At 69.0% G+C, this 16,427-nt stretch carries 21 protein-coding genes; 7 read left to right on the top strand and 14 right to left on the bottom strand.

Translation table 11 applies throughout. The features are described 5' to 3' along the window. Positions 1 to 54 precede the first annotated feature (54 nt). The gene (locus tag OG272_RS21540) at positions 55 to 528 is read left to right on the top strand and encodes a hypothetical protein (protein ID WP_327729249.1); all 474 of its coding nucleotides are present in this window, start codon (positions 55 to 57) and stop codon (positions 526 to 528) included. 406 nt (positions 529 to 934) lie between these two features. Here the strand turns inward: OG272_RS21540 and OG272_RS21535 are convergent, their stop codons facing one another. The 3 genes from OG272_RS21535 to OG272_RS21525 are packed head-to-tail and all read right to left on the bottom strand — an operon-like array spanning position 935 to position 3,114. Next, on the bottom strand, positions 935 to 1,633 hold the full coding sequence (locus OG272_RS21535) for a PaaI family thioesterase (protein ID WP_405894526.1): 699 nt from the start codon (positions 1,631 to 1,633) through the stop codon (positions 935 to 937). A 46-nt stretch (positions 1,634 to 1,679) separates the two neighbouring features. Continuing rightward, positions 1,680 to 2,690 (bottom strand): zinc-binding dehydrogenase, encoded by a 1,011-nt coding sequence (locus OG272_RS21530; protein ID WP_405894525.1) that lies wholly within the window; start codon positions 2,688 to 2,690, stop codon positions 1,680 to 1,682. Then, a complete protein-coding gene (locus OG272_RS21525; RefSeq protein WP_405894524.1) occupies positions 2,683 to 3,114 on the bottom strand; it encodes a 4-oxalocrotonate tautomerase family protein in 432 nt (143 codons plus the stop codon). The genes OG272_RS21530 and OG272_RS21525 overlap by 8 nt, the downstream gene beginning before the upstream one ends. 129 nt (positions 3,115 to 3,243) lie before the next feature. Between OG272_RS21525 and OG272_RS21520 the strand changes: the two genes are divergently transcribed. Then, positions 3,244 to 3,828, top strand: a complete 585-nt coding sequence (locus tag OG272_RS21520; protein ID WP_334523819.1) for a TetR/AcrR family transcriptional regulator — start codon at positions 3,244 to 3,246, stop codon at positions 3,826 to 3,828. A gap of 27 nt (positions 3,829 to 3,855) precedes the next feature. Here OG272_RS21520 and OG272_RS21515 read toward each other — a convergent pair whose 3' ends face one another. The 3 genes from OG272_RS21515 to OG272_RS21505 all read right to left on the bottom strand — a co-directional run bounded on the left by OG272_RS21515 (position 3,856) and on the right by OG272_RS21505 (position 5,911). After that, positions 3,856 to 4,332: a tautomerase enzyme gene (locus OG272_RS21515; protein ID WP_086839486.1), complete on the bottom strand. Its 477-nt coding sequence runs from the start codon at positions 4,330 to 4,332 to the stop codon at positions 3,856 to 3,858. Positions 4,333 to 4,414: 82 nt separating this feature from the next. Further along, complete coding sequence (locus tag OG272_RS21510; protein WP_392654166.1) at positions 4,415 to 5,041, bottom strand: NAD(P)-dependent oxidoreductase; 627 nt, start codon at positions 5,039 to 5,041, stop codon at positions 4,415 to 4,417. Positions 5,042 to 5,068: 27 nt separating this feature from the next. Continuing rightward, positions 5,069 to 5,911, bottom strand: a complete 843-nt coding sequence (locus OG272_RS21505; protein WP_405894523.1) for an aldo/keto reductase — start codon at positions 5,909 to 5,911, stop codon at positions 5,069 to 5,071. A gap of 73 nt (positions 5,912 to 5,984) precedes the next feature. Here OG272_RS21505 and OG272_RS21500 point away from each other — a divergent pair, with 73 nt between their 5' ends. Then, positions 5,985 to 6,650 (top strand): DNA-binding response regulator, encoded by a 666-nt coding sequence (locus OG272_RS21500; protein WP_405894521.1) that lies wholly within the window; start codon positions 5,985 to 5,987, stop codon positions 6,648 to 6,650. 62 nt (positions 6,651 to 6,712) lie between these two features. Here OG272_RS21500 and OG272_RS21495 read toward each other — a convergent pair whose 3' ends face one another. The 6 genes from OG272_RS21495 to OG272_RS21470 all read right to left on the bottom strand — a co-directional run bounded on the left by OG272_RS21495 (position 6,713) and on the right by OG272_RS21470 (position 10,301). Then, positions 6,713 to 7,513, bottom strand: coding sequence for an aminoglycoside phosphotransferase (locus OG272_RS21495; RefSeq protein WP_405896050.1), 801 nt, complete (start codon positions 7,511 to 7,513; stop codon positions 6,713 to 6,715). Positions 7,514 to 7,634: 121 nt separating this feature from the next. After that, positions 7,635 to 7,847, bottom strand: coding sequence for a hypothetical protein (locus OG272_RS21490; RefSeq protein WP_319134801.1), 213 nt, complete (start codon positions 7,845 to 7,847; stop codon positions 7,635 to 7,637). Beyond that, positions 7,844 to 9,004 (bottom strand): radical SAM protein, encoded by a 1,161-nt coding sequence (locus tag OG272_RS21485; protein ID WP_319134804.1) that lies wholly within the window; start codon positions 9,002 to 9,004, stop codon positions 7,844 to 7,846. The genes OG272_RS21490 and OG272_RS21485 overlap by 4 nt, the downstream gene beginning before the upstream one ends. A gap of 234 nt (positions 9,005 to 9,238) precedes the next feature. Then, positions 9,239 to 9,475: a hypothetical protein gene (locus OG272_RS21480; RefSeq protein WP_387030438.1), complete on the bottom strand. Its 237-nt coding sequence runs from the start codon at positions 9,473 to 9,475 to the stop codon at positions 9,239 to 9,241. Then, positions 9,472 to 9,852: a hypothetical protein gene (locus tag OG272_RS21475; RefSeq protein WP_405894520.1), complete on the bottom strand. Its 381-nt coding sequence runs from the start codon at positions 9,850 to 9,852 to the stop codon at positions 9,472 to 9,474. The genes OG272_RS21480 and OG272_RS21475 overlap by 4 nt, the downstream gene beginning before the upstream one ends. 32 nt (positions 9,853 to 9,884) lie before the next feature. Further along, a complete protein-coding gene (locus OG272_RS21470) occupies positions 9,885 to 10,301 on the bottom strand; it encodes a hypothetical protein (protein WP_306500882.1) in 417 nt (138 codons plus the stop codon). A 119-nt stretch (positions 10,302 to 10,420) separates the two neighbouring features. Here OG272_RS21470 and OG272_RS21465 point away from each other — a divergent pair, with 119 nt between their 5' ends. Genes OG272_RS21465 through OG272_RS21450 form a run of 4 tightly spaced genes read left to right on the top strand, consistent with a single transcriptional unit; the run spans position 10,421 to position 13,443 of the window. Next, positions 10,421 to 11,464, top strand: coding sequence for a helix-turn-helix domain-containing protein (locus OG272_RS21465; RefSeq protein ID WP_405894519.1), 1,044 nt, complete (start codon positions 10,421 to 10,423; stop codon positions 11,462 to 11,464). Beyond that, positions 11,461 to 12,150 (top strand): YdcF family protein, encoded by a 690-nt coding sequence (locus OG272_RS21460; protein WP_405894518.1) that lies wholly within the window; start codon positions 11,461 to 11,463, stop codon positions 12,148 to 12,150. The genes OG272_RS21465 and OG272_RS21460 overlap by 4 nt, the downstream gene beginning before the upstream one ends. Continuing rightward, positions 12,092 to 12,886 (top strand): WbqC family protein, encoded by a 795-nt coding sequence (locus OG272_RS21455; RefSeq protein WP_405894517.1) that lies wholly within the window; start codon positions 12,092 to 12,094, stop codon positions 12,884 to 12,886. The genes OG272_RS21460 and OG272_RS21455 overlap by 59 nt, the downstream gene beginning before the upstream one ends. Further along, positions 12,883 to 13,443: a flavoprotein gene (locus tag OG272_RS21450; protein WP_306500886.1), complete on the top strand. Its 561-nt coding sequence runs from the start codon at positions 12,883 to 12,885 to the stop codon at positions 13,441 to 13,443. Before OG272_RS21455 ends, OG272_RS21450 begins: the two co-directional genes overlap by 4 nt. On the opposite strand, the gene OG272_RS21445 is transcribed toward OG272_RS21450, so the two are convergent. Continuing rightward, on the bottom strand, positions 13,444 to 15,141 hold the full coding sequence (locus OG272_RS21445) for a mobilization protein (protein WP_405894515.1): 1,698 nt from the start codon (positions 15,139 to 15,141) through the stop codon (positions 13,444 to 13,446). Continuing rightward, positions 15,138 to 15,638 (bottom strand): plasmid mobilization relaxosome protein MobC, encoded by a 501-nt coding sequence (locus OG272_RS21440; RefSeq protein ID WP_405894514.1) that lies wholly within the window; start codon positions 15,636 to 15,638, stop codon positions 15,138 to 15,140. The genes OG272_RS21445 and OG272_RS21440 overlap by 4 nt, the downstream gene beginning before the upstream one ends. Positions 15,639 to 16,427 lie beyond the last annotated feature (789 nt).

Here is a 16,427-nt window from a genome sequence, read left to right as displayed (position 1 = left end):
CACCTGTAGATATCAGGCTGCCAGGGGCTGATCGTGTGGGATAGAAACGGTCGCATGGACGCCGCAGTGCTTGAACAGATGTTGGACGAGATCTTCGATCACGCCGTCGTCCACCATGGATACACCAGCTACATGCGCGACTACGAGGTCATCGTCTACGTGACGGCGGATCCCCGCGCCGACGTCGAGCCGGCGTATCTGCGGTATCTCTTCCGGTACTGCGTTGAGGCTCGGTGCGAATCGTCCGTGCTGCCGGAGACGTGGCGTGTCTCTTTGGACGACCGCCTCATCGACCATGAGACGGGCGTCGACCTCGACGGATACGTCTGGGGTGTGAAGTGGCATTCCTTGTACCCAGGTGCGAAGGTCCTCTCGCAGTCGGAAGCGACCCGTCGTTGGGCGCAAGCTGTGGGGATCGACTTCCATGAGGTTCGCATCGAGACGAACGCGCACCACCTCACGCTGCTCTTTTCGGACCTGCAGGTCAGCGAGGTGCCGGACGGATACGTGCCCTTTCCGACGGAGTAGCGGGTATCCCTTCCGCCCGACGAGCTGCCGAGTGGACGTAGTGGCACGCGTGTGGCACGGCCTCGAACACGACGAAGGGCCAGCCTGGGAGGAAACCCTCCTGAGCTGGCCCTTTTCCTGTGCCCCCGGCAGGATTCGAACCTGCGACACCCGCTTTAGGAGTTTTCCCTGGGCAGGGCTGTGACCTGCGGAAACGCCCACTTCGGGGTGCCTGACCTGGGAAAACACCCCTCCGTAGTTCTCGCGTGTTCACGCGGTTTCCCGGCCCCATGTGTGCTGGATCCGTTCTGCCAGCAGCTTTTGACGGGGGATCCGCTGCTCATGCAAGTGCTTCTGCGGGATGGCCTCTTGCCTCGAAGGACGAGCCGAAACGTGGTCGGGGGATGCGCCCTCTGTTCTCGACCGGTCACGGTTCTGCTTGCAGCCCCGGGAACAGGGTGCGAGTGCGGTGGGGGTCGGGAGCAATGAAGACCCCGTCGGCCGTGACGAGGATCGCGTCAGGGTCTGTCTGGATGGTGATCGACCCGCTCACGAAGATCTTGCGGTCGTCCGTGCTGGTGACGCGGGCGAGGATCCGCAGAGGTGTCTCCAGTGGGACCGGGCGGTGGTAGCGCATCTGGAGGGAGACGGTCAGGCCGGGCGTTCCGGCTGCTGCGCAGGCGCGGCCCATGAGTTCGTCCAGGAGCATGGCGCTCATGCCGCCGTGGCCGTAGCCGGGCGGCCCTTCGTGGGCGATGCCGAGCGTGCAGTGACCCACCAGGCCGTCGGCGGTGGGCTTCACCTGTACGGGCGGGGCCAGCGGGCTCCCGGCCCCGGTCACAGGGCTGTAGATACGTGTCCCTGTGGGGAACTCGTCCACCTCGGGGATCTCCGCCCGCGACCGCCGTCGGCCCGTCAGCTGGCTGGTGATGGCACGGACGCCGTCCGCCACGCGGTGGAGGGTGTCCGGGGAGGCGGCGGTGCGGACGGTGGCTTCCACCAGAGCGCGCAGTTCGTGGCCGAGGCGGGTTATGGCCGCCCTTTGGTGTTCCAGTTCCTCGGCTGTCGTTCGCGTGGGTCGTGTGGCAGTGCCAGTGGGTGGCGGGTCGGTGAGGGAACTGTGCATCGGGCTTCTCGGTGGGGTGGGCTGGTGGAGTGAGTGCCGGGTGGGGTCAGTCATCGGCCCGGACGAAGACCGGCTTCAGGTGCTTCTCCGGCAGCGCGGTCGGCAGGTCCTCCCAGTCGATGACGTGGGAGACGACTTTCTCGGGGGCGACCTTGCCAGAGGCGGCGAGTTCGAGGGCGTCGGGGATGTGGGCGCGTACGTTGTCGCGGGCGATGCGCAGGGTGACGCCGGTGAGGTACATGTCGAGCAGGGGCAGCTCGCCGGGGCGGAAATGGTTGCCCGCCGACTCGCAGATCCCCTCCGGACTCAGGGACTTGACGGCCAGGCCGAGCTGGTCGACGCGGCCGGTGGCCTCGACGGCGATGTCGTAGCCCTGGGGGATCGGTTCCAGGGCTTCGGCGGTGGCGGCTCCGAACGCGCGAGCCAGGGTGCGGTGTTCGGGGTCGGGGTCGACGTAGAGCACCTCGGAGGCGCCGAGCGCGCGGGCGATGTCGCACACGTAGAGGCCGATGCTGCCGCGGGCGACGACCAGGACGCGTGCTCCGGGGCGGGCCTTGAGGTGAGGGGCGACCAGGCGCCAGGCCAGGGACCAGTTGTCGCTGGCGGACGCCATGGCGACCGGGTCCAGCCCGGCCGGTAGCGGGACCAGCATGGCGTCGGCGTAGGGCACGCGGACCAGGTCGGAGAAGAGCCCGCCCCAACTGCCGCCGATCGGTGCGCCGTACATCGCCATGTAGGGGACGGCGGTGCAGTGCGCGGTCAGCCCGGCCCGGCAGCGCTCGCAGGTACCGCAGTTGACGGACCAGGGGACGACGACCAGGTCACCAGGGGCTACGGCGGTGACGGCGTCGCCGGTTTCGACGACCCGGGCGACACACTCGTGGCCGAGGGCAAACGGCGGCTCGATGAAACCGTGCCCGGCCAGGATGGAGGAGTCCACGTCGCAGGAGGTGGCGGCCACCGGTGCGACGATCGCCTCCCCGTCGGACTGGAGTTTCGGGTCGGGTGCCTCGCGCCACTCGACGGTGCGCTTGGCGACATAGGTCAGTTCACGCATCGGTGCGCTGTCCCTTCGCCAATGCCACCAGGTCGTCGTAGCGAATGACGGAGCCGCCCGCGCCCCACGTGCCGTCGGGCTGCTCATGCACCAGCACCCACACCCGCAGGGCGTCGTCCGGGCCGAGGCCGGCCGCGGCCAGGACGTTCTTGGTCGCCTCCTCGACCAGGCCCGCCTTGCGGCGCTCGGACAGGGCTCCTTGCGGGACGGTGACCTCTACCAGGAAGCGCGGCGCGTCGTCCTCGGCGGTGGTCTGGGCATCTTCCGGCAGTTCGGTGAGGTAGCTCCACGCCTGGGCGCGGAAGAACGCCGTGTCGGGTGCGCCCTCCCAGCGCAGCAGTACGGCGGCGAGGTCGCGCTGGATGCTCTGGCGGCCTTGTTCGGTCAGGGCGCCGGCCGGGGCCGTGAGCCGGATCATCGGCATGGGCATACCTCTCTTCGTTTCGTTCGACTCTTCGCTCGACGACGCAGTTCTATGACGGTCGTTATAAGCGACGGCCACGCTAGACTATGACGGCCGTTATAGCCAGTGGGGTCAGAAGGGATCGTGTACGTGACCAAGCCCAGCCCGGCGGCGCGCGAGCGGATTGTGGCCGGTGCGGCCGACATGATCAGCCGGCGTGGTCTGAACGCGACGAGCATCCGTGAGATGGCCAAGCACGCCAGGGCGCCGCTCGGCTCGACGTACCACTACTTCCCTGAAGGCAAGCAGCAGTTGGCCACCGAGGCCGTCCGCTATACGGGCGAGTGGGTCGCGCGCCGTCTGCGGAAGGAGCTGGAGGCGGGGCCGGTCGCCGGGTTGCGGGCGTTCCTCGCCCTGTGGCGCAAGATCGTCGTCGACAGTGACTTCAGGGCGGGCTGCCCGGTTCTCGCCGTCTCCATCGAGGAGCCGCCCACTGACGAGACGCCCCCCGCCGTGGTAGCCGCCGCAGACGTCTTCACCGCATGGGAGAGCCTGCTGTCCGCCTCGCTGCGCGAGCATGGCGCCGAGCGCGAGGAGGCGGTCCAGCTCGCCACCCTCGTCGTCGCGGCCGTAGAGGGGACCGTGGCCATGTGCCGCGCCAAGCGCAGCATCGAGCCCCTCGACCGCACTGCGGAGCAACTGCAGGCGCTGATCCTCGCCACGATCAAGGGCTGAGTCGGCCCGCGCTCGACGCCTCGGGCTTCAGACGCCCAGCGCGGCGCGGACGGCTTTGACCCTCTCCTCCGTGAACACCCCGCTGTCGAGGAGCGGGAGGACGGACAGTACGCCCCCGGACGAGCCCCAGCTGCCCTCGTCGATCACGCGGAAGTTGACCCACCACGTCGGTGACGGCTTCTCCAGTCCGAAGGCCGCCGCCAGTGCGGCAAGGACGCGCTCGATGACCTGGCCTCGTACGTCCGGCTGCCAGGCGGCGTCCATGACCGCGATGTCGATCACCATCACGTCGAGTTCCTGGTCGGCGTCCGAAAGCAGCCGTCCGCCGATCGCCATCATGTCCCGCTCGCGCTCGACGAAGTGCACCTGGAACCCGACGCGGGCGGCCGGAGCCGGCTGTCCCACCTCGGGTACCAGTACCGCGTCCGTCAGCGTCTCGGCCAGCTCGCGGCGCTGCTCCAGGCCCAGGCGGCCCCTCGGGGCGTTCACGGTAATGATCGTCACAACATCCTCCTATGACAGTCGTTATAGAGGTCGGCATATTACACCCGTCTATAACGACTGTCATAGGGGGCGGTGTGGGCGCTCAGTCGGAGATCACGGCGGTGCGGTGGATCCACTCGCTGCCCTGTGCCGCCGTGTGCATGAAGGCGGCCACGTCCGCACGGCTGATTGTCGGGTTGCCCTTCATCGGTAGCCGGTCGTCCGCCCGGTAGGTGCCCTTGACGGGGCCGTGAGTCAGCCTGGTCGGGTACACCACGGTCCAGTCCAGCCCGCTGGAGCGGATGCTCTCGTCCGCGATCGCCTTGTCGGCGTAGATCGACCGCAGCAGCGTGCCGTAGATCAGCTTCTGCGCGCTGCTCGACCAGCCGAAGGTGTGGCCGACACCGAACGAGGACAGCCACACCAGACGGGAGACACCCGCTTCTCCGGCCGCGCCGATCACGGCCGCAGAGGCGCGCGTGAACAAGCCGTCGGCGCGCACCGAATTGCCCCTGCCGAGCGCGGAGACGATCGCGTCGTGCCCGGCCGCCGCGGCGGCGAGGTCGCGGTGCGAGGTGGCGTCGCCGGTGACCGTGGTGACCTGCTCGGCCAGGTCACCCAGGGCCGCCGGATTGCGGACGAAGGCCGTGACCGAGTCGCCGGATCGCACGGCCAGGTCGAGGACATGACGACCGGTGGGACCGGTCGCACCGAGGATCAGCAGCTTCATGACAGGGGGCTTCTTTCGTGTGCGATGTCAGGAGAGGTCGGCGAGGTCTTCGTCGGTGAGGGCGATCGCGGCGGCAGCCATGTTCTCCTCCAGGTGGGAGAGGGATCCCGTGCCCGGGATGGCCAGGGCCACCGGCGATGAGGCCAACAGCCGGGCCAGGCCGATCTGGGGGACGGTGGCGCGGTGCCGGGCCGCCACCTTGGCCAGACGCTCGTCGTCGAGTTCCCGACCGCCACCCACCGGGAAGAAGGGCACGAAGGCGATGCCGGACTCCTCGCATGCGGCCAGGACATCCGCTTCGTCGCCCTGTGCGGCATGGTTCTGCACGGCAGTGACAGGTGCGATGGCGCGAGCCTCCGCGAGATGACCGGTGTCGACGTTGCTGAGGCCGAGGTGACGGATCAGGCCCTCCTCACGCAGTGCCGCGAGCGCCTCGAAGCGCTCGGCGAGGGACTCACCCTGCGGGGGTTCCATGGCGCCGATGCGCAGGTAGACCAGGTCGAGGCGGTCCACGCCCAGGCCATCGAGGTTGGCTTCGATAAAGCCACGCATGTCGGCCGGGGTGCCGTGGGAGAGGCCGTCGGGGCCGACGACTGGGCCCACCTTGGTGGCGATGACCAGGTCGGACGGGTAGGGGTGCAGGGCCTCACGGATCAGGGTGTTCGCTCGCACCGCACCGCCGGCGCTGAAGTAGAAGTCGGCGGTGTCGATGTGGTCGACCCCGAGTTCGACGGCGCGGCGCAGTACGGCACGGCCGGCCTCGGGGTCGCGGGCGGGACCGCCCATGCCGTCCTTGGAAGGCAGGCGCATGGCGCCGAAGCCGAGCCGGTTGACGGGGAGGTCGCCGCCGAAGCGGAAGTCATTGCTCATGAGCTCCAGCCTGCAAGGCCCGGCACCGGCCGACGAGCCCGTGGCATTTTGCTGCCACCGGCACAATGGACGTATGCCACAGGTCGTGATGCTTCGCGGTGATGTTGAGTTCTGGGCGCGGATCAAGCCCTTGACGGAGTCCAACGACGTGGAATGGGTCAACGTGGCCCGCGACCTCGACACCTGGCCCGGGGCGCGTGAGGCCGCCCGCCTGACGATGCGTCGTGACGGGGCAGTTCCGGCCCGCAAGCTGTACAGCCCCGCCGTTCTCGCCGACGAGCGCGACCGGGAAGTCCTGCGCGAGATGGCTGCCCACGGCATGCGGATCAGGATCGCCGCCACCCCGTTGTCCCGGGGAACCTTCTTCATCGACCGGCGAACCATGATCCTCACCAGTCCCATGACGTCCGCCCCGGCCGCTCACGGACACCGCACGTACACCATGAGCGCCGCGCCGGCCTTGGTCGACGGGGCCTACGCGCTGTTCGAAGCCGCTTGGGAGAGCGCGACCGACCTCGCTGCCTTCCTCAGTCCGCAACGGCCCCTGATCGACGCCCAGACCGGCAGGGTCCTGCGCGCCTTGACCTCCGGCGTCACCGACGAGACAGCCGCACGGGAACTCGGCATGTCGCTGCGCACCTACCGCCGCCGGGTCGCCGAACTGCTCGTCACCCTCAACGCGGGCTCCCGTTTCCAGGCCGGAGTACGCGCGGGCGAGTTGGGCCTGATCTGGGGGTGATTGCCGCCATCAACCGACACGCTCAGCCACAGCCGTGGGCAGCTGTACTCGACCTGTGCTACCTACCCCTTGGCAAGGACATACGCGAGTGTCGCCGCCCTCTCTGCCATCCGCCGCTTCCACGGGATCTCGTCTTCCTCGGCGATCTCTTGCCACAGTGCCGCGGTGGCCGCGCCGAACGCCGCGAGGGCTGCTGGTTCGGCGTCCCGCCATGACGGGAAGCGGCCCGCGAAGGCGACCGCCTCCTCCACCGGGTGGCCGGAGTCCGTGAGTCGCAGTGCCAGGGCGCCCGGGTCGATCCATGCTGCACCTCGCGTCGGCCACGCCCAGTCGACGAGCCGAGCCTGTTTGCCGACGATCAGTACGTTATCCGGGGCGAAGTCGGTGTGCAGGAGGGTGTCACCGCTGAAGTACTGCAACGTCCCCGGCGGGGCGTAGTCCGCCCACCGGTCGACAGCGTCCTTGATCTCGATGTCGGCCGGGGCCGTGGCTGCTTGTAGTTCGGTGAGCGCGGCTTCCACGAGCGGCAAGTCGGGTGAGCCGGGCGAGTAGTCGGCGTGGCGGCCGTCGACCACCTCGTAGCCGAGAAGGCTCCAACCATCGAGCTCCAGGTGCCAGTACAGGCGTGGGCAGAACGCCGGACGATGGGGGGCGATCGCCGCCTCGCGGCGCTGTGCACCGACCTGGGGGTGGTCGGTCGGGATGCCCTTCACGAAGACCCTGCCGCTTTCGGTCTTCAGGACAGAGGCGATGCCGGAGTTCATGCCGCCCGGGGTGGTGGCTGCCTGATGGACGGCGCCGGTTTTGTCGGAGATGGCCCGTCGGATGCCGGCCGGGAGCTGCTCGAAGGGGATGCGGGACATGGACACGCGCGGTTCCTCAGGGGTGCTCGGGTATGGGGAATGCCGCCCCAGCCAGGGTACGGCTGGGACGGCACTGAGGGGGTGGAACGAGCGGGCGGCACAGGCGCCGCCCGTGGCGGATTTAATACGGCTGGTCGTCACCGGCCGAGCAGCTGCACTCGGCGCCCTCGGCAGCCTCGTCCAGGTCGGCGATGATCTGGAACTCGTCGTCCTTGATCGACAGGGCGGTCAGCGGCACCGGTGGGGCACTGGTCGGCATTTCCATCGGACGTCGGCCGATGGTGAGCATGACCGGTTCGCGGGGCGGAGTCAGGGTTGCGGTGGGCGGAGTCATGATCCGTAACCTCCATGCTGGCAGTAGAGCTCTCGTCGGTCCCCCGCCTCCTGGTAGAGCCTGGCCAGCGGCCGGCACGTGCGGCACGTGCCGACCTTCGTGCAGCCGGAGCATCCACCGGTGCGGAGCTGTAGGGACTCGGCGACCGCGCCGAGTCGGGGGAGGGCTTCGACGCCCTCGGTGATGAGGTTCACGCTTGGGTCGCGGCCGACCTTGCAGATCGACGCGATGCCGTGTGGGTTGACGTGGAAGAACGTGTGGCCGGCGTTGCAGCCGGTGAAGACGCTACGGGCCTTGAGATGGTCCAGTGCCTGCGTCACCAGGGGGTTCGCCTCGCCGTCGATCGTGGGCGACATGTTCGTGAAGACCTGGTGCGGGAAGCCGTACGACTTCGCGAGGCACACCATCGCGTCTGTCTCGTGCGCGTTGTCGTCCGAGACGATCACGTTCAGGCGGACCGGCAGCCTGTCCTCGCGGGCGGCGTCCAGGCCCATCAGGAACCGGCCGAACGCCCCGCGGTTCCGCGTCACCTTGTCGTACGTCTCGGCGGTGGCGCCATAGACGCTCAGGGTCAGTCGGTATGGCCGGTGGCGGGCGAACAGGTCCCGGATCGGCTGCTTCCGTAGCGAGGAGCCGTTGGACGAGACCTGGACCATCATCCCGAGCTGGTGGGCGTACTCGTACGCGGCGCCGAACTCGCGGTCGATCAGCGCTTCACCGCCTGTGATCTGCAACCACAGGACACCGGCGTCCCTCAGTGTCTGGAGCAGCGCCTGTTTACCCGCCCAGTCCAGGCCCTCGAACCGCTTCTCCCCGAGGTAGCAGAACTCGCAGTCGTAGTCACAGCCGAGGTTGATCTCCCACGACGCCTTGCCGTACCCGTACCGGGACCGCTCGCGGACGAGGACGACGTCGCTGACTGGCGACGAGGACAGTTCGGTCCCCCACGCCTCCCTCGCCGCGTCGGCCAGCCAGTCGGGGACGGATCGTCCTTCCGTCCCCGCAACCCGCAGTTCCTCGTAGCGGACCTCCGGGATGCGCACGCCGGCCGCCAGGCCGGGCTGGACAAGAAGGTACTGGGCGAGAAACGGGCTGGCCACGAGCTGCGGAGCTGTTTTGGTCCCCAGTCTCTCGGCGCTGGTGTTTGTCTCGGTCATGGAACCTCCACGGGCTGCATACGAGCGGTGGGTCGGGCCTGGTGGTGCGCGGCGATCAGGTTGGTCGCCTGCTCAGCCGGTGGATCCCCTCGCCAAGTGCGGGTCAGAGGTGTGATCCGTGCGTGTCGAGGCGGTCACGCCGATCGCGGAGCCGTACGAGGCGGAAACGAGCACGATCAGCAGTGGTCCGGCGGTAGCGGTCAGCCTGCGTGATCTGGGCGGCGAGACGGCCGTTTACGGCTTCCACCAGGCCCTCCACGGGCGGGTGATGATCTCCCGGTACGTATGGTGCGAGGGATTGCGGCCACCGTGCGTAAACACCCAGCTCTGCGGGTCGGCGAAGTCGGTGCCGGGAGGCGATGTCTCGCCACAGACCGCGCACTGCATCGCGTACGTGGTGGGCTCTGCGTCGGCCTCCCGGTCGGGCTGGAGGGTCCACTCCTGGTGGCGCATGATCGTGCGGCTGGTCATCGAACCGCCTCCAGAGCTGTGGCGACGTAGGGGTGCTGGAGAGCAGCGCGGAGGGCCTCCGTGTCGGTGAGGGTGTCGTCGTCAGGCAGTTCGCACCACCCGCCGAACCAGTCGTCGAGCAGCTCCAGGCTGGGTGCGACGAGCCAGGAGTTGGTGGAGAGGTGCCGTACCGGCAGATCGTCCCAGCTGGTTGCGGTGCCGGTCGGGACGGCGTAGTAGAGACGCCCGTTGGGCCTGTCGTAGAGCACGGGGCCGACGGAAGTACCAATGCAGCGCAGATAGGACAGGGCTAGGAGGCCGATCTCGGCGGAGGTGCGCACGACGTCCCAGCCGTCGCCGACCTTCAGCAGCCGCAGCCCCGGCACGTCGTTCACCATGGGAGCTCGTCGCAACGCATCGCGCACGGACATCACGCATCCCCCTGCGGCCAGAAGCTGTGGCTCGCGCCGAGCGAAGAAGTGGATTCCGCGGTCGGCGTGAAGTGGCGGACCACGATCAGACGAGCGCCTGCTTTTGTTATCTGACGCTTGCGCTCGGTGCCGAGGCCCTTCGGGCCGAGGTGACTGAGAGCCGGAACCACGGCACCGTAGGCATCGGGGAGTTCGAGCGCGTCGAGCAGACCGACGAAGGCCGGGGACCGGGTGATCACCGTGGAGTCGCGTTCGGTGAAGACACCGCACAGGGCCAGTTCGTGCCGTTCGCAGTACTCGGTGAGGCAGTCGACGAGCGCCGCGTGGCGGGGCAACCCGCCGGTGATGTGGCGTAGGTAGCCGAAGACCTGGGGGAAGGCGACGGGGCGGCGTTCGGTGATGAGGTCGTCGTCCATGCCTATAGCGTCGGCCGTCGTGAACGTCCTCGAAATGACCTGCTGTTGTACTTCCGTTGCACTTCCCACCCCACGTCGTCACCGACAGTGCTTCCATACGTGACGGAGGGAGGTCATCCGTGGTCAGCGTGCAGCAATGGACAGGTCAGGAGGCGAGCGCCCTGCGCGCCGCGTTGCGTATGAGCACGCGCGCTTTCGCCGAGCACCTCGGTGTCGCGCTGCGCACGGTTGCGAAGTGGGAGAGCTTCGGCGCGGAAACACAGCCCCGACCGGACACCCAGGCCATCCTCGACACCGCACTCGCACGGGCGGATTCCGCCGCCCAAGCCCGCTTCGAGGCAACGCTGTTCCCTGAACGGAAGAGCGCGCGGCCGGCGGACTACGAGACCTGGACCGAGGACATCGAGCGCGCTGTTGTCTGCATCAGCCGTCAGGACTTCCCGTTCGCCTCAACCCTGTTGAACCGGTGGTTGAGTAGCCGTGCACCCCAGCAGCTGGACGGCAAGGGTCTATATTTGTACGGCCGTTCCCTCGTGCTCCTGGGCGACCTCCAGCGCGATCAGGGCGCGATCCTCGGCCCACTCTCCGCCCGCCACTCCTACCTGACCGCTCGGGGCATGTTCACCGAGCTCGACATCCCACGCCGGGTGGCTCAGATCGAGCTGTCCCTGGCCGTCGTTCAGGAGATGTCGGGCGAGTTGGAATCCTCCGCTCGCCACTACGAACTCCTCGCCGGGGACCAGCGCCTGAGCCGACGTGACCGTGCCAGGGCGCGGCTGTGGGTGGGTACGGCGCTGAGCAAGGAGGGCGACAACGAGTACGCCACCAACGCGATGACGGCCGCCACTCGTGCCTTCGAGGACCTGGGCGAGCCGGAGGACTGGTCGGTCGCCCACCAGAAGCTGGCCCTGGCCTGTCGCGGTGCCGGCGACCTGAAGCAGGCACTGCACTACATCGACATCGCGCGCACCACCGGCACGGTCGACTCCCCGATGCAGCGGGTGAGGCTGGACACCGCGTACGGGCACATCCTTCTGTCGGATGCGGCGACCCGGAATGATGGGCTGTCCGTCCTCGATCAGGCGGCACAGGTGGCCCGGCAGTACGGGCTGAGCCACCAGCTGCGCAGTATTGAGGGCATCCGAAAGGGCCAGCAAGGATGAGCCAGGGAGTGCCAGTGCCGGAGCACCAGCAGCGCCAGATCACCGACGAGCAGTTCCACGACGCGACGCTGATCTGGAATTATCACCAGATGGGCCACGAGCTGCGGCCCTGCTCGGCGGCGATCGGCTTGGGCAGCCACGACCTCGGGGTCGCGACTACTGCGGTCGACCTTTATCGCGCCGGCCTTTTCCCGGTCGTGGTCTTCAGCGGCGGCAACAGCCCCACCACCCGCGCTCGCTTCCCGCGCGGCGAGGCCGTCCACTACCGCGAGCATGCGCTGAGCCTGGGGGTGCCAGACGCGGCGATCATCGTGGAGTCGAAGGCCGCAAACACCGGCCAGAACATCACGTTCTCCCGCGAACTACTGGCCGAGGCCGGGGTGGAAGTGCAGTCGCTGCTGCTGATCTCCAAGCCGTACATGGAGCGCCGCTCGTATGCGACCTGCCGCAAGCTGTGGCCCGAGGCTGAGGTCGTGTGCGCCTCCGAGCCGCTGGAGTTGGACGACTACATCAAGTCCATCGGCGACGAGAAGCTCGTCGTCGACATGCTCGTCGGTGACCTGCAACGGGTGATCGAGTACCCGAAGCTCGGCTTCGCCGTCGAGCAGGACGTACCGGGGGATGTGTATGACGCTTACGAGAGCCTCCTGGGCGCTGGCTTCGAAAGCCGCCTCATCAGCACCTGAGCCGCCCAGCGCCGATGCGTCGGACGGGCTGTGCGCGATCCACCAACCGAACCTGTTTCCCCGGCTGTCCACGCTGGCGAAGCTGTTCTCCGCCGACCTGTGGGTCGTCCTGGACGACGTGCAGTTCGCCCGGCGCGACTACCAGCACCGCGCCCGTCTCGCCGCCCTGGACGATCCATCCCGACAGCAGTGGCTCACGCTCCCGACGCACCTTCCCCACGGGCGCCCGACACTGATCAGCCAGGCACGGCTCGTTGATCCGCGTCGCTCGCGCCGGACGGTCCAGCTTCTCGTCCGCCAGTACTACGGCCGCAGCCCCTACTGGGGTGCTGTGTCCGAGGTACTGGACGCGCTCGACGAGTCGGACCGTGTGGCCGACCTGGCGAGGACATCGACGATCGCCCTGCTCAGCGCTCTCGGCTGGTCGGGGAAGGTGCAGGACAGCAGCGTGATCCCGACCCGGCAAGGCCGCTCCGAGCGCCTCGCCGACCTCGCGGCAGCCACCGGCAGTACGCACTATCTGTGCGGCACTGGTGGTCTGCGTTACCTCGACGCCGGTCCCTTCGACACCCGCGGCATTCCAGTGTTGCCCTTCCACATCCCTGTGGCTGACCCGCTCTGGCGGTGGGCTCGTCGATCCAGCAGCCTGTGGGCTCTGAGCAAGATCGGGCCCGATGCGTTGGCCGACCAGCTGGCCGCCCAACGAGAAGCTCACCATCCTGGAGCCCACGCGTGACCGAGCCCACCACTAAGGAACCGGCCAAGAAGCCCTTCCTGTACGTAGTCGTCTGTGCGTGCGGCATCGCCGGTGACGTCGGCAAGCTGATTACCGCCGCGCAGGAACAGCACTGGGACGTCGGCGTCATCGCCACCCCACAAGGACTCGGTTTCCTCGACGCGGAGGCGGTCGAGGCGCAGACCGGCCGCCCGATCCGCTCGGCATGGCGGTCACAAGGTGAACCGCGCCCGACTCGGCCGGCGGATGCGATCGCGGTTGCCCCGGCCAGCTTCAACACCGTCAACAAGTGGGCCGCCGGGATCTCCGACAATCTCGCCCTGGGCGTCCTGTGCGAAGCACCCGCCATGGACATCCCGGTCGCCGTGCTGCCGTACCTGAACTCAGCCCAGGCCGCCCACCCCGCGTACAGCCAGAGTCTGGAACGGCTACGCGAGATGGGCGTCCTGATCGACTCGTACGAACCGCACCGGCCAAAGGCCGGCGGCGGGGCCGACCGTTACCGCTGGGAGGAAGCGCTGGAACTCCTCGCGCCCAGGCTGTCCGCACCGGTCTGATCAGCGCCGCCGTGTCGGTGACCCCTGCGGTGGCCGAGCAGTGGTTGCCGCGGGGTGGACCGGCGCGCTGGGCCGTTGCATGGCACTGTGGGCCCTGGCTGCCTGGGCCCAAGGACCGGGAACGTGGCGCTCGCCGAGGCGGCGGATACGCCAGGTCAGCGCGCGGGCGGGACTGTGGGCGTCGTCCAGGGCACGTTGGTGCAGCGCTTGGCCGAGGACGGTGGCTGCGTTGTGTCCTGCTGCCTCTGCCTCGGCGAGCACGGTGGCGAGTGCGTCCCAAGCGGGGTCGTTGAGGATGCGCTCGGCGTGCTCCGGAACCACATCCTGAAGGTGGTGGGCGAAGCGGCGCTTGGTCTGCGGGCCGGGTGCCCGGCTGGCGAGGCCGACCAGGACGGGCTCGGCGGTCTGCGCGTACGTGGTCTGCAGGTGGAGGAGCGCCTGTTCGGCTGCCGCTTCCTGCTGGGCGTGCTGGCGGGTGCGGTGCCAGTGCAGCGCGAAGGCGACCGCGGTGAGTGCGGCGTCCAGGAGCATCGTGAGACCGGTGCCGTCAGTGTCCTGGGGCCTCTCGCGCCAGATGGTCTGGATGCTGCGGTGCAGGGCGCGGGTGCTGGTGAGGTCGGCGGCGATGCGGGAACGGGTGGCGCGCTCGAAGGCGGCGGCGGCTTGTTCGAGTTCGGCCCGCACCGCTGTCGGTGCCATGGCGGGCAGCAGGTCCAGCGTTGCACCGAGCGCGACGAGTTGGCCCTGGGCCGTCTGCTCGTCGCCTTTCGTGAGGTGGTGGGGGATGCGTTCGGTGGCGGCGGTGGCCTGGTGCCACGGGTTGCCAGGCTGGATGGTGGCCGGCTCGGGGCTGGTGGTGGCGAGGCGTTCGCGGATCTTGGGCAGGGAGAGGTCAGGGGCGAGCGTGGAGCCCGCGAACCACACCGGGTCGCCTTCCTCGTTCACGTTGCCGGGCAGGGCGAAGTTGCAGCCGAGCGCGTCGCCGGAGGGAGCGAGCTTGAGGCGTACGTCCACGCCGGTCGCCTCCAGCAGCGAGAAGAACTCGGCATCGTCGGCCGCGGCGGCGACCGCGCGGCGCACCCGCATGCGCAGGATCTCGCGGGCGGTGGCGTCCTGGCCCTGGCGTTTGGCCTTGAAGTGTTCCTTGCTGGTGGGGCGTTTGGCGGCGGTGCCGTCGCCCGGCTTCAACCGCCGTAGTCCGTAGTCGACTTCGATCTGTCGGGCCTCGCGCTGGACGGCCCGGATGTCGTAGTCGCGCTTGGGACGGCGGCCGTCCTGGCGGACGAGGGTGGCGGCGATGTGGATGTGGTCGTCGGCGTGCCGTACGGCCACCCAGCGGCAGGCTTCGGTGTCCCCGGCGGGGGCGATGCCGGCGGCGGCCACGATCCGGCGGGCGATCTCTGCCCACTGTGCGTCGGACAGGATGGGGTCTTCGGGGGCGGCGCGGACCGGGCAGTGCCAGACCGTCGTCTGAGGAGCCCGGCGGCCGAGCATCGCCACCGGCTGGTCGAGCTGGGTGTAGAGCTGCTTCTCCACCTCCTTCGGGTCGCGGTGCGGGCTGCGGCCGGGGTCGGGGGCGAAGTCGTTCCAGGACGCGACCAGGTGCGGGTCGACGTGCTCGTTGGCGTCGCCCTTGCCGAAGAGGTAGGCGATCAGACGGCGGGTGCTGCCCTTGCCTGTGATGATCTTCGGTATCACCGGCCCTGCCTTCCCTCGGTGACCTGGGCGACGGCGGTGTCCACGTCGGCGATCGATGCTTCGACGCGGGCCAGGAGCCGGTGGACGACGTCGTGCTCGGGCCAGGCGCCGTCCTTGTGGAGGTGCCAGGTGAGCTGGTTGAGGTTGTTGCCGAGCCAGCCGAGCTGCCGGTTGGCGGCCATCAGCGCCTTCACCATGGCGCGGTAGTCGGCGATCGCGGCCGTGGGGTCCTCGGCGCGGGCCGCGGCGAGCGACGCCTCGGCGACGTAGCCGCCGATCTGCATACGGCTGAGCGCGGCGGCGTGAGCGAGGTCGGTGAACTCGCTGTCGCTGTAACGGGGGTGGACGCGGCGCTCGCGCAGGCGCGGCTGACGCAGACGGCGCTGCGGCTTCGTCGTCTGCGCAACGTGCGGCGACGGTCTGGCGGCTCCCGTCTCGGTCGGCACCCCCGGGCCGACCCACCCCGGCACCCTCTCGGCGCCGGGTGCCTCCGCCACCCCAGGGGCGGAGGCCGGGTAAGGACTCCTTACCCGACAACTTGCTGCGCTGTCTGGGGTTGCGATGTCGGATGAGGCGTTATGCGGACTGTGGTGCTCAGGCTGCTGGATAGGCACGTGCGGTTCTCCGTGGGGCGTACGTGAGGGGTGGGGTGTGGTGCCGGGTCTCGTCCCGGACGGTCGACGAGTTGCTGAGGCGCGTGACTGCGACCCGTGCTCAGGCGGGACGTCAGGTCAGATCGGTGGGCAGGGGTGTGCGGGGAGAGTCCCCGAAGCCATGTGGCTCCCGGTCCCGGCTATGCGGGACCAGGCGGCGACGTTCATTGGGGACGGTCCCCGTGACACAGCGTCAGGGGGACCGTCCCGGTTTTGCGGTCCCCAAGGGACGGTGTCGGTTGCGGGACCGGTCCCCGGCTTTCGGGGACGGCTGTGGGGACCGGCTTCAACGTGCCCTGAGCAGCGGATTCTCAGAGGGACGGTCCCGTCTCTGCCTGTGTACGGGCCGTCCCCCAGGCACTGTCGCGGTCCCCGGTCCCGCCTTTTCCCGGTCCCGGTGACGGGGCGTGCTCCGTCCCACGGGGCACCGAGGTCGGTCCCGGTAGGTGCCGCGCATGGAGTTCCTCGGGACGGTCCCCCGCCGCCGTATACGGCTCTTCGCGGACCGACGGGTGCCAGACCGTGGACACACCGGTGGCGACCTTCGCGCGAGGCGTCGCGGACCAGCCATATGACCGGCAGGGCGAGGCGCCGCGTACGAGGCCAGCTAGGGGCAGAGACGCTGACGTGATG

Origin of the sequence: Streptomyces sp. NBC_00104 (genome assembly GCF_045160825.1) — a bacterium.
Classification (GTDB): Bacteria; Actinomycetota; Actinomycetes; order Streptomycetales; family Streptomycetaceae; genus Streptomyces.
Note: the sequence above shows the minus strand (reverse complement) of the source record. Positions and strands in the feature narration are given on the sequence as shown.

Excerpts from the sequence above, each read along its gene's own strand:
- OG272_RS21500 (WP_405894521.1), top strand. The coding sequence starts at position 5,985 with ATGCCACAGGTCGTGATGCTTCGCGGTGATGTTGAGTTCTGGGCGCGG.
- OG272_RS21470 (WP_306500882.1), bottom strand. The coding sequence starts at position 10,301 with ATGGACGACGACCTCATCACCGAACGCCGCCCCGTCGCCTTCCCCCAG.
- OG272_RS21540 (WP_327729249.1), top strand. The coding sequence starts at position 55 with ATGGACGCCGCAGTGCTTGAACAGATGTTGGACGAGATCTTCGATCAC.
- OG272_RS21510 (WP_392654166.1), bottom strand. The coding sequence starts at position 5,041 with ATGAAGCTGCTGATCCTCGGTGCGACCGGTCCCACCGGTCGTCATGTC.
- OG272_RS21490 (WP_319134801.1), bottom strand. The coding sequence starts at position 7,847 with ATGACTCCGCCCACCGCAACCCTGACTCCGCCCCGCGAACCGGTCATG.
- OG272_RS21535 (WP_405894526.1), bottom strand. The coding sequence starts at position 1,633 with ATGCACAGTTCCCTCACCGACCCGCCACCCACTGGCACTGCCACACGA.
- OG272_RS21480 (WP_387030438.1), bottom strand. The coding sequence starts at position 9,475 with ATGACCAGCCGCACGATCATGCGCCACCAGGAGTGGACCCTCCAGCCC.
- OG272_RS21495 (WP_405896050.1), bottom strand. The coding sequence starts at position 7,513 with ATGTCCCGCATCCCCTTCGAGCAGCTCCCGGCCGGCATCCGACGGGCC.
- OG272_RS21460 (WP_405894518.1), top strand. The coding sequence starts at position 11,461 with ATGAGCCAGGGAGTGCCAGTGCCGGAGCACCAGCAGCGCCAGATCACC.
- OG272_RS21455 (WP_405894517.1), top strand. The coding sequence starts at position 12,092 with ATGACGCTTACGAGAGCCTCCTGGGCGCTGGCTTCGAAAGCCGCCTCA.
- OG272_RS21530 (WP_405894525.1), bottom strand. The coding sequence starts at position 2,690 with ATGCGTGAACTGACCTATGTCGCCAAGCGCACCGTCGAGTGGCGCGAG.
- OG272_RS21525 (WP_405894524.1), bottom strand. The coding sequence starts at position 3,114 with ATGCCGATGATCCGGCTCACGGCCCCGGCCGGCGCCCTGACCGAACAA.
- OG272_RS21485 (WP_319134804.1), bottom strand. The coding sequence starts at position 9,004 with ATGACCGAGACAAACACCAGCGCCGAGAGACTGGGGACCAAAACAGCT.
- OG272_RS21505 (WP_405894523.1), bottom strand. The coding sequence starts at position 5,911 with ATGAGCAATGACTTCCGCTTCGGCGGCGACCTCCCCGTCAACCGGCTC.
- OG272_RS21475 (WP_405894520.1), bottom strand. The coding sequence starts at position 9,852 with ATGGTGAACGACGTGCCGGGGCTGCGGCTGCTGAAGGTCGGCGACGGC.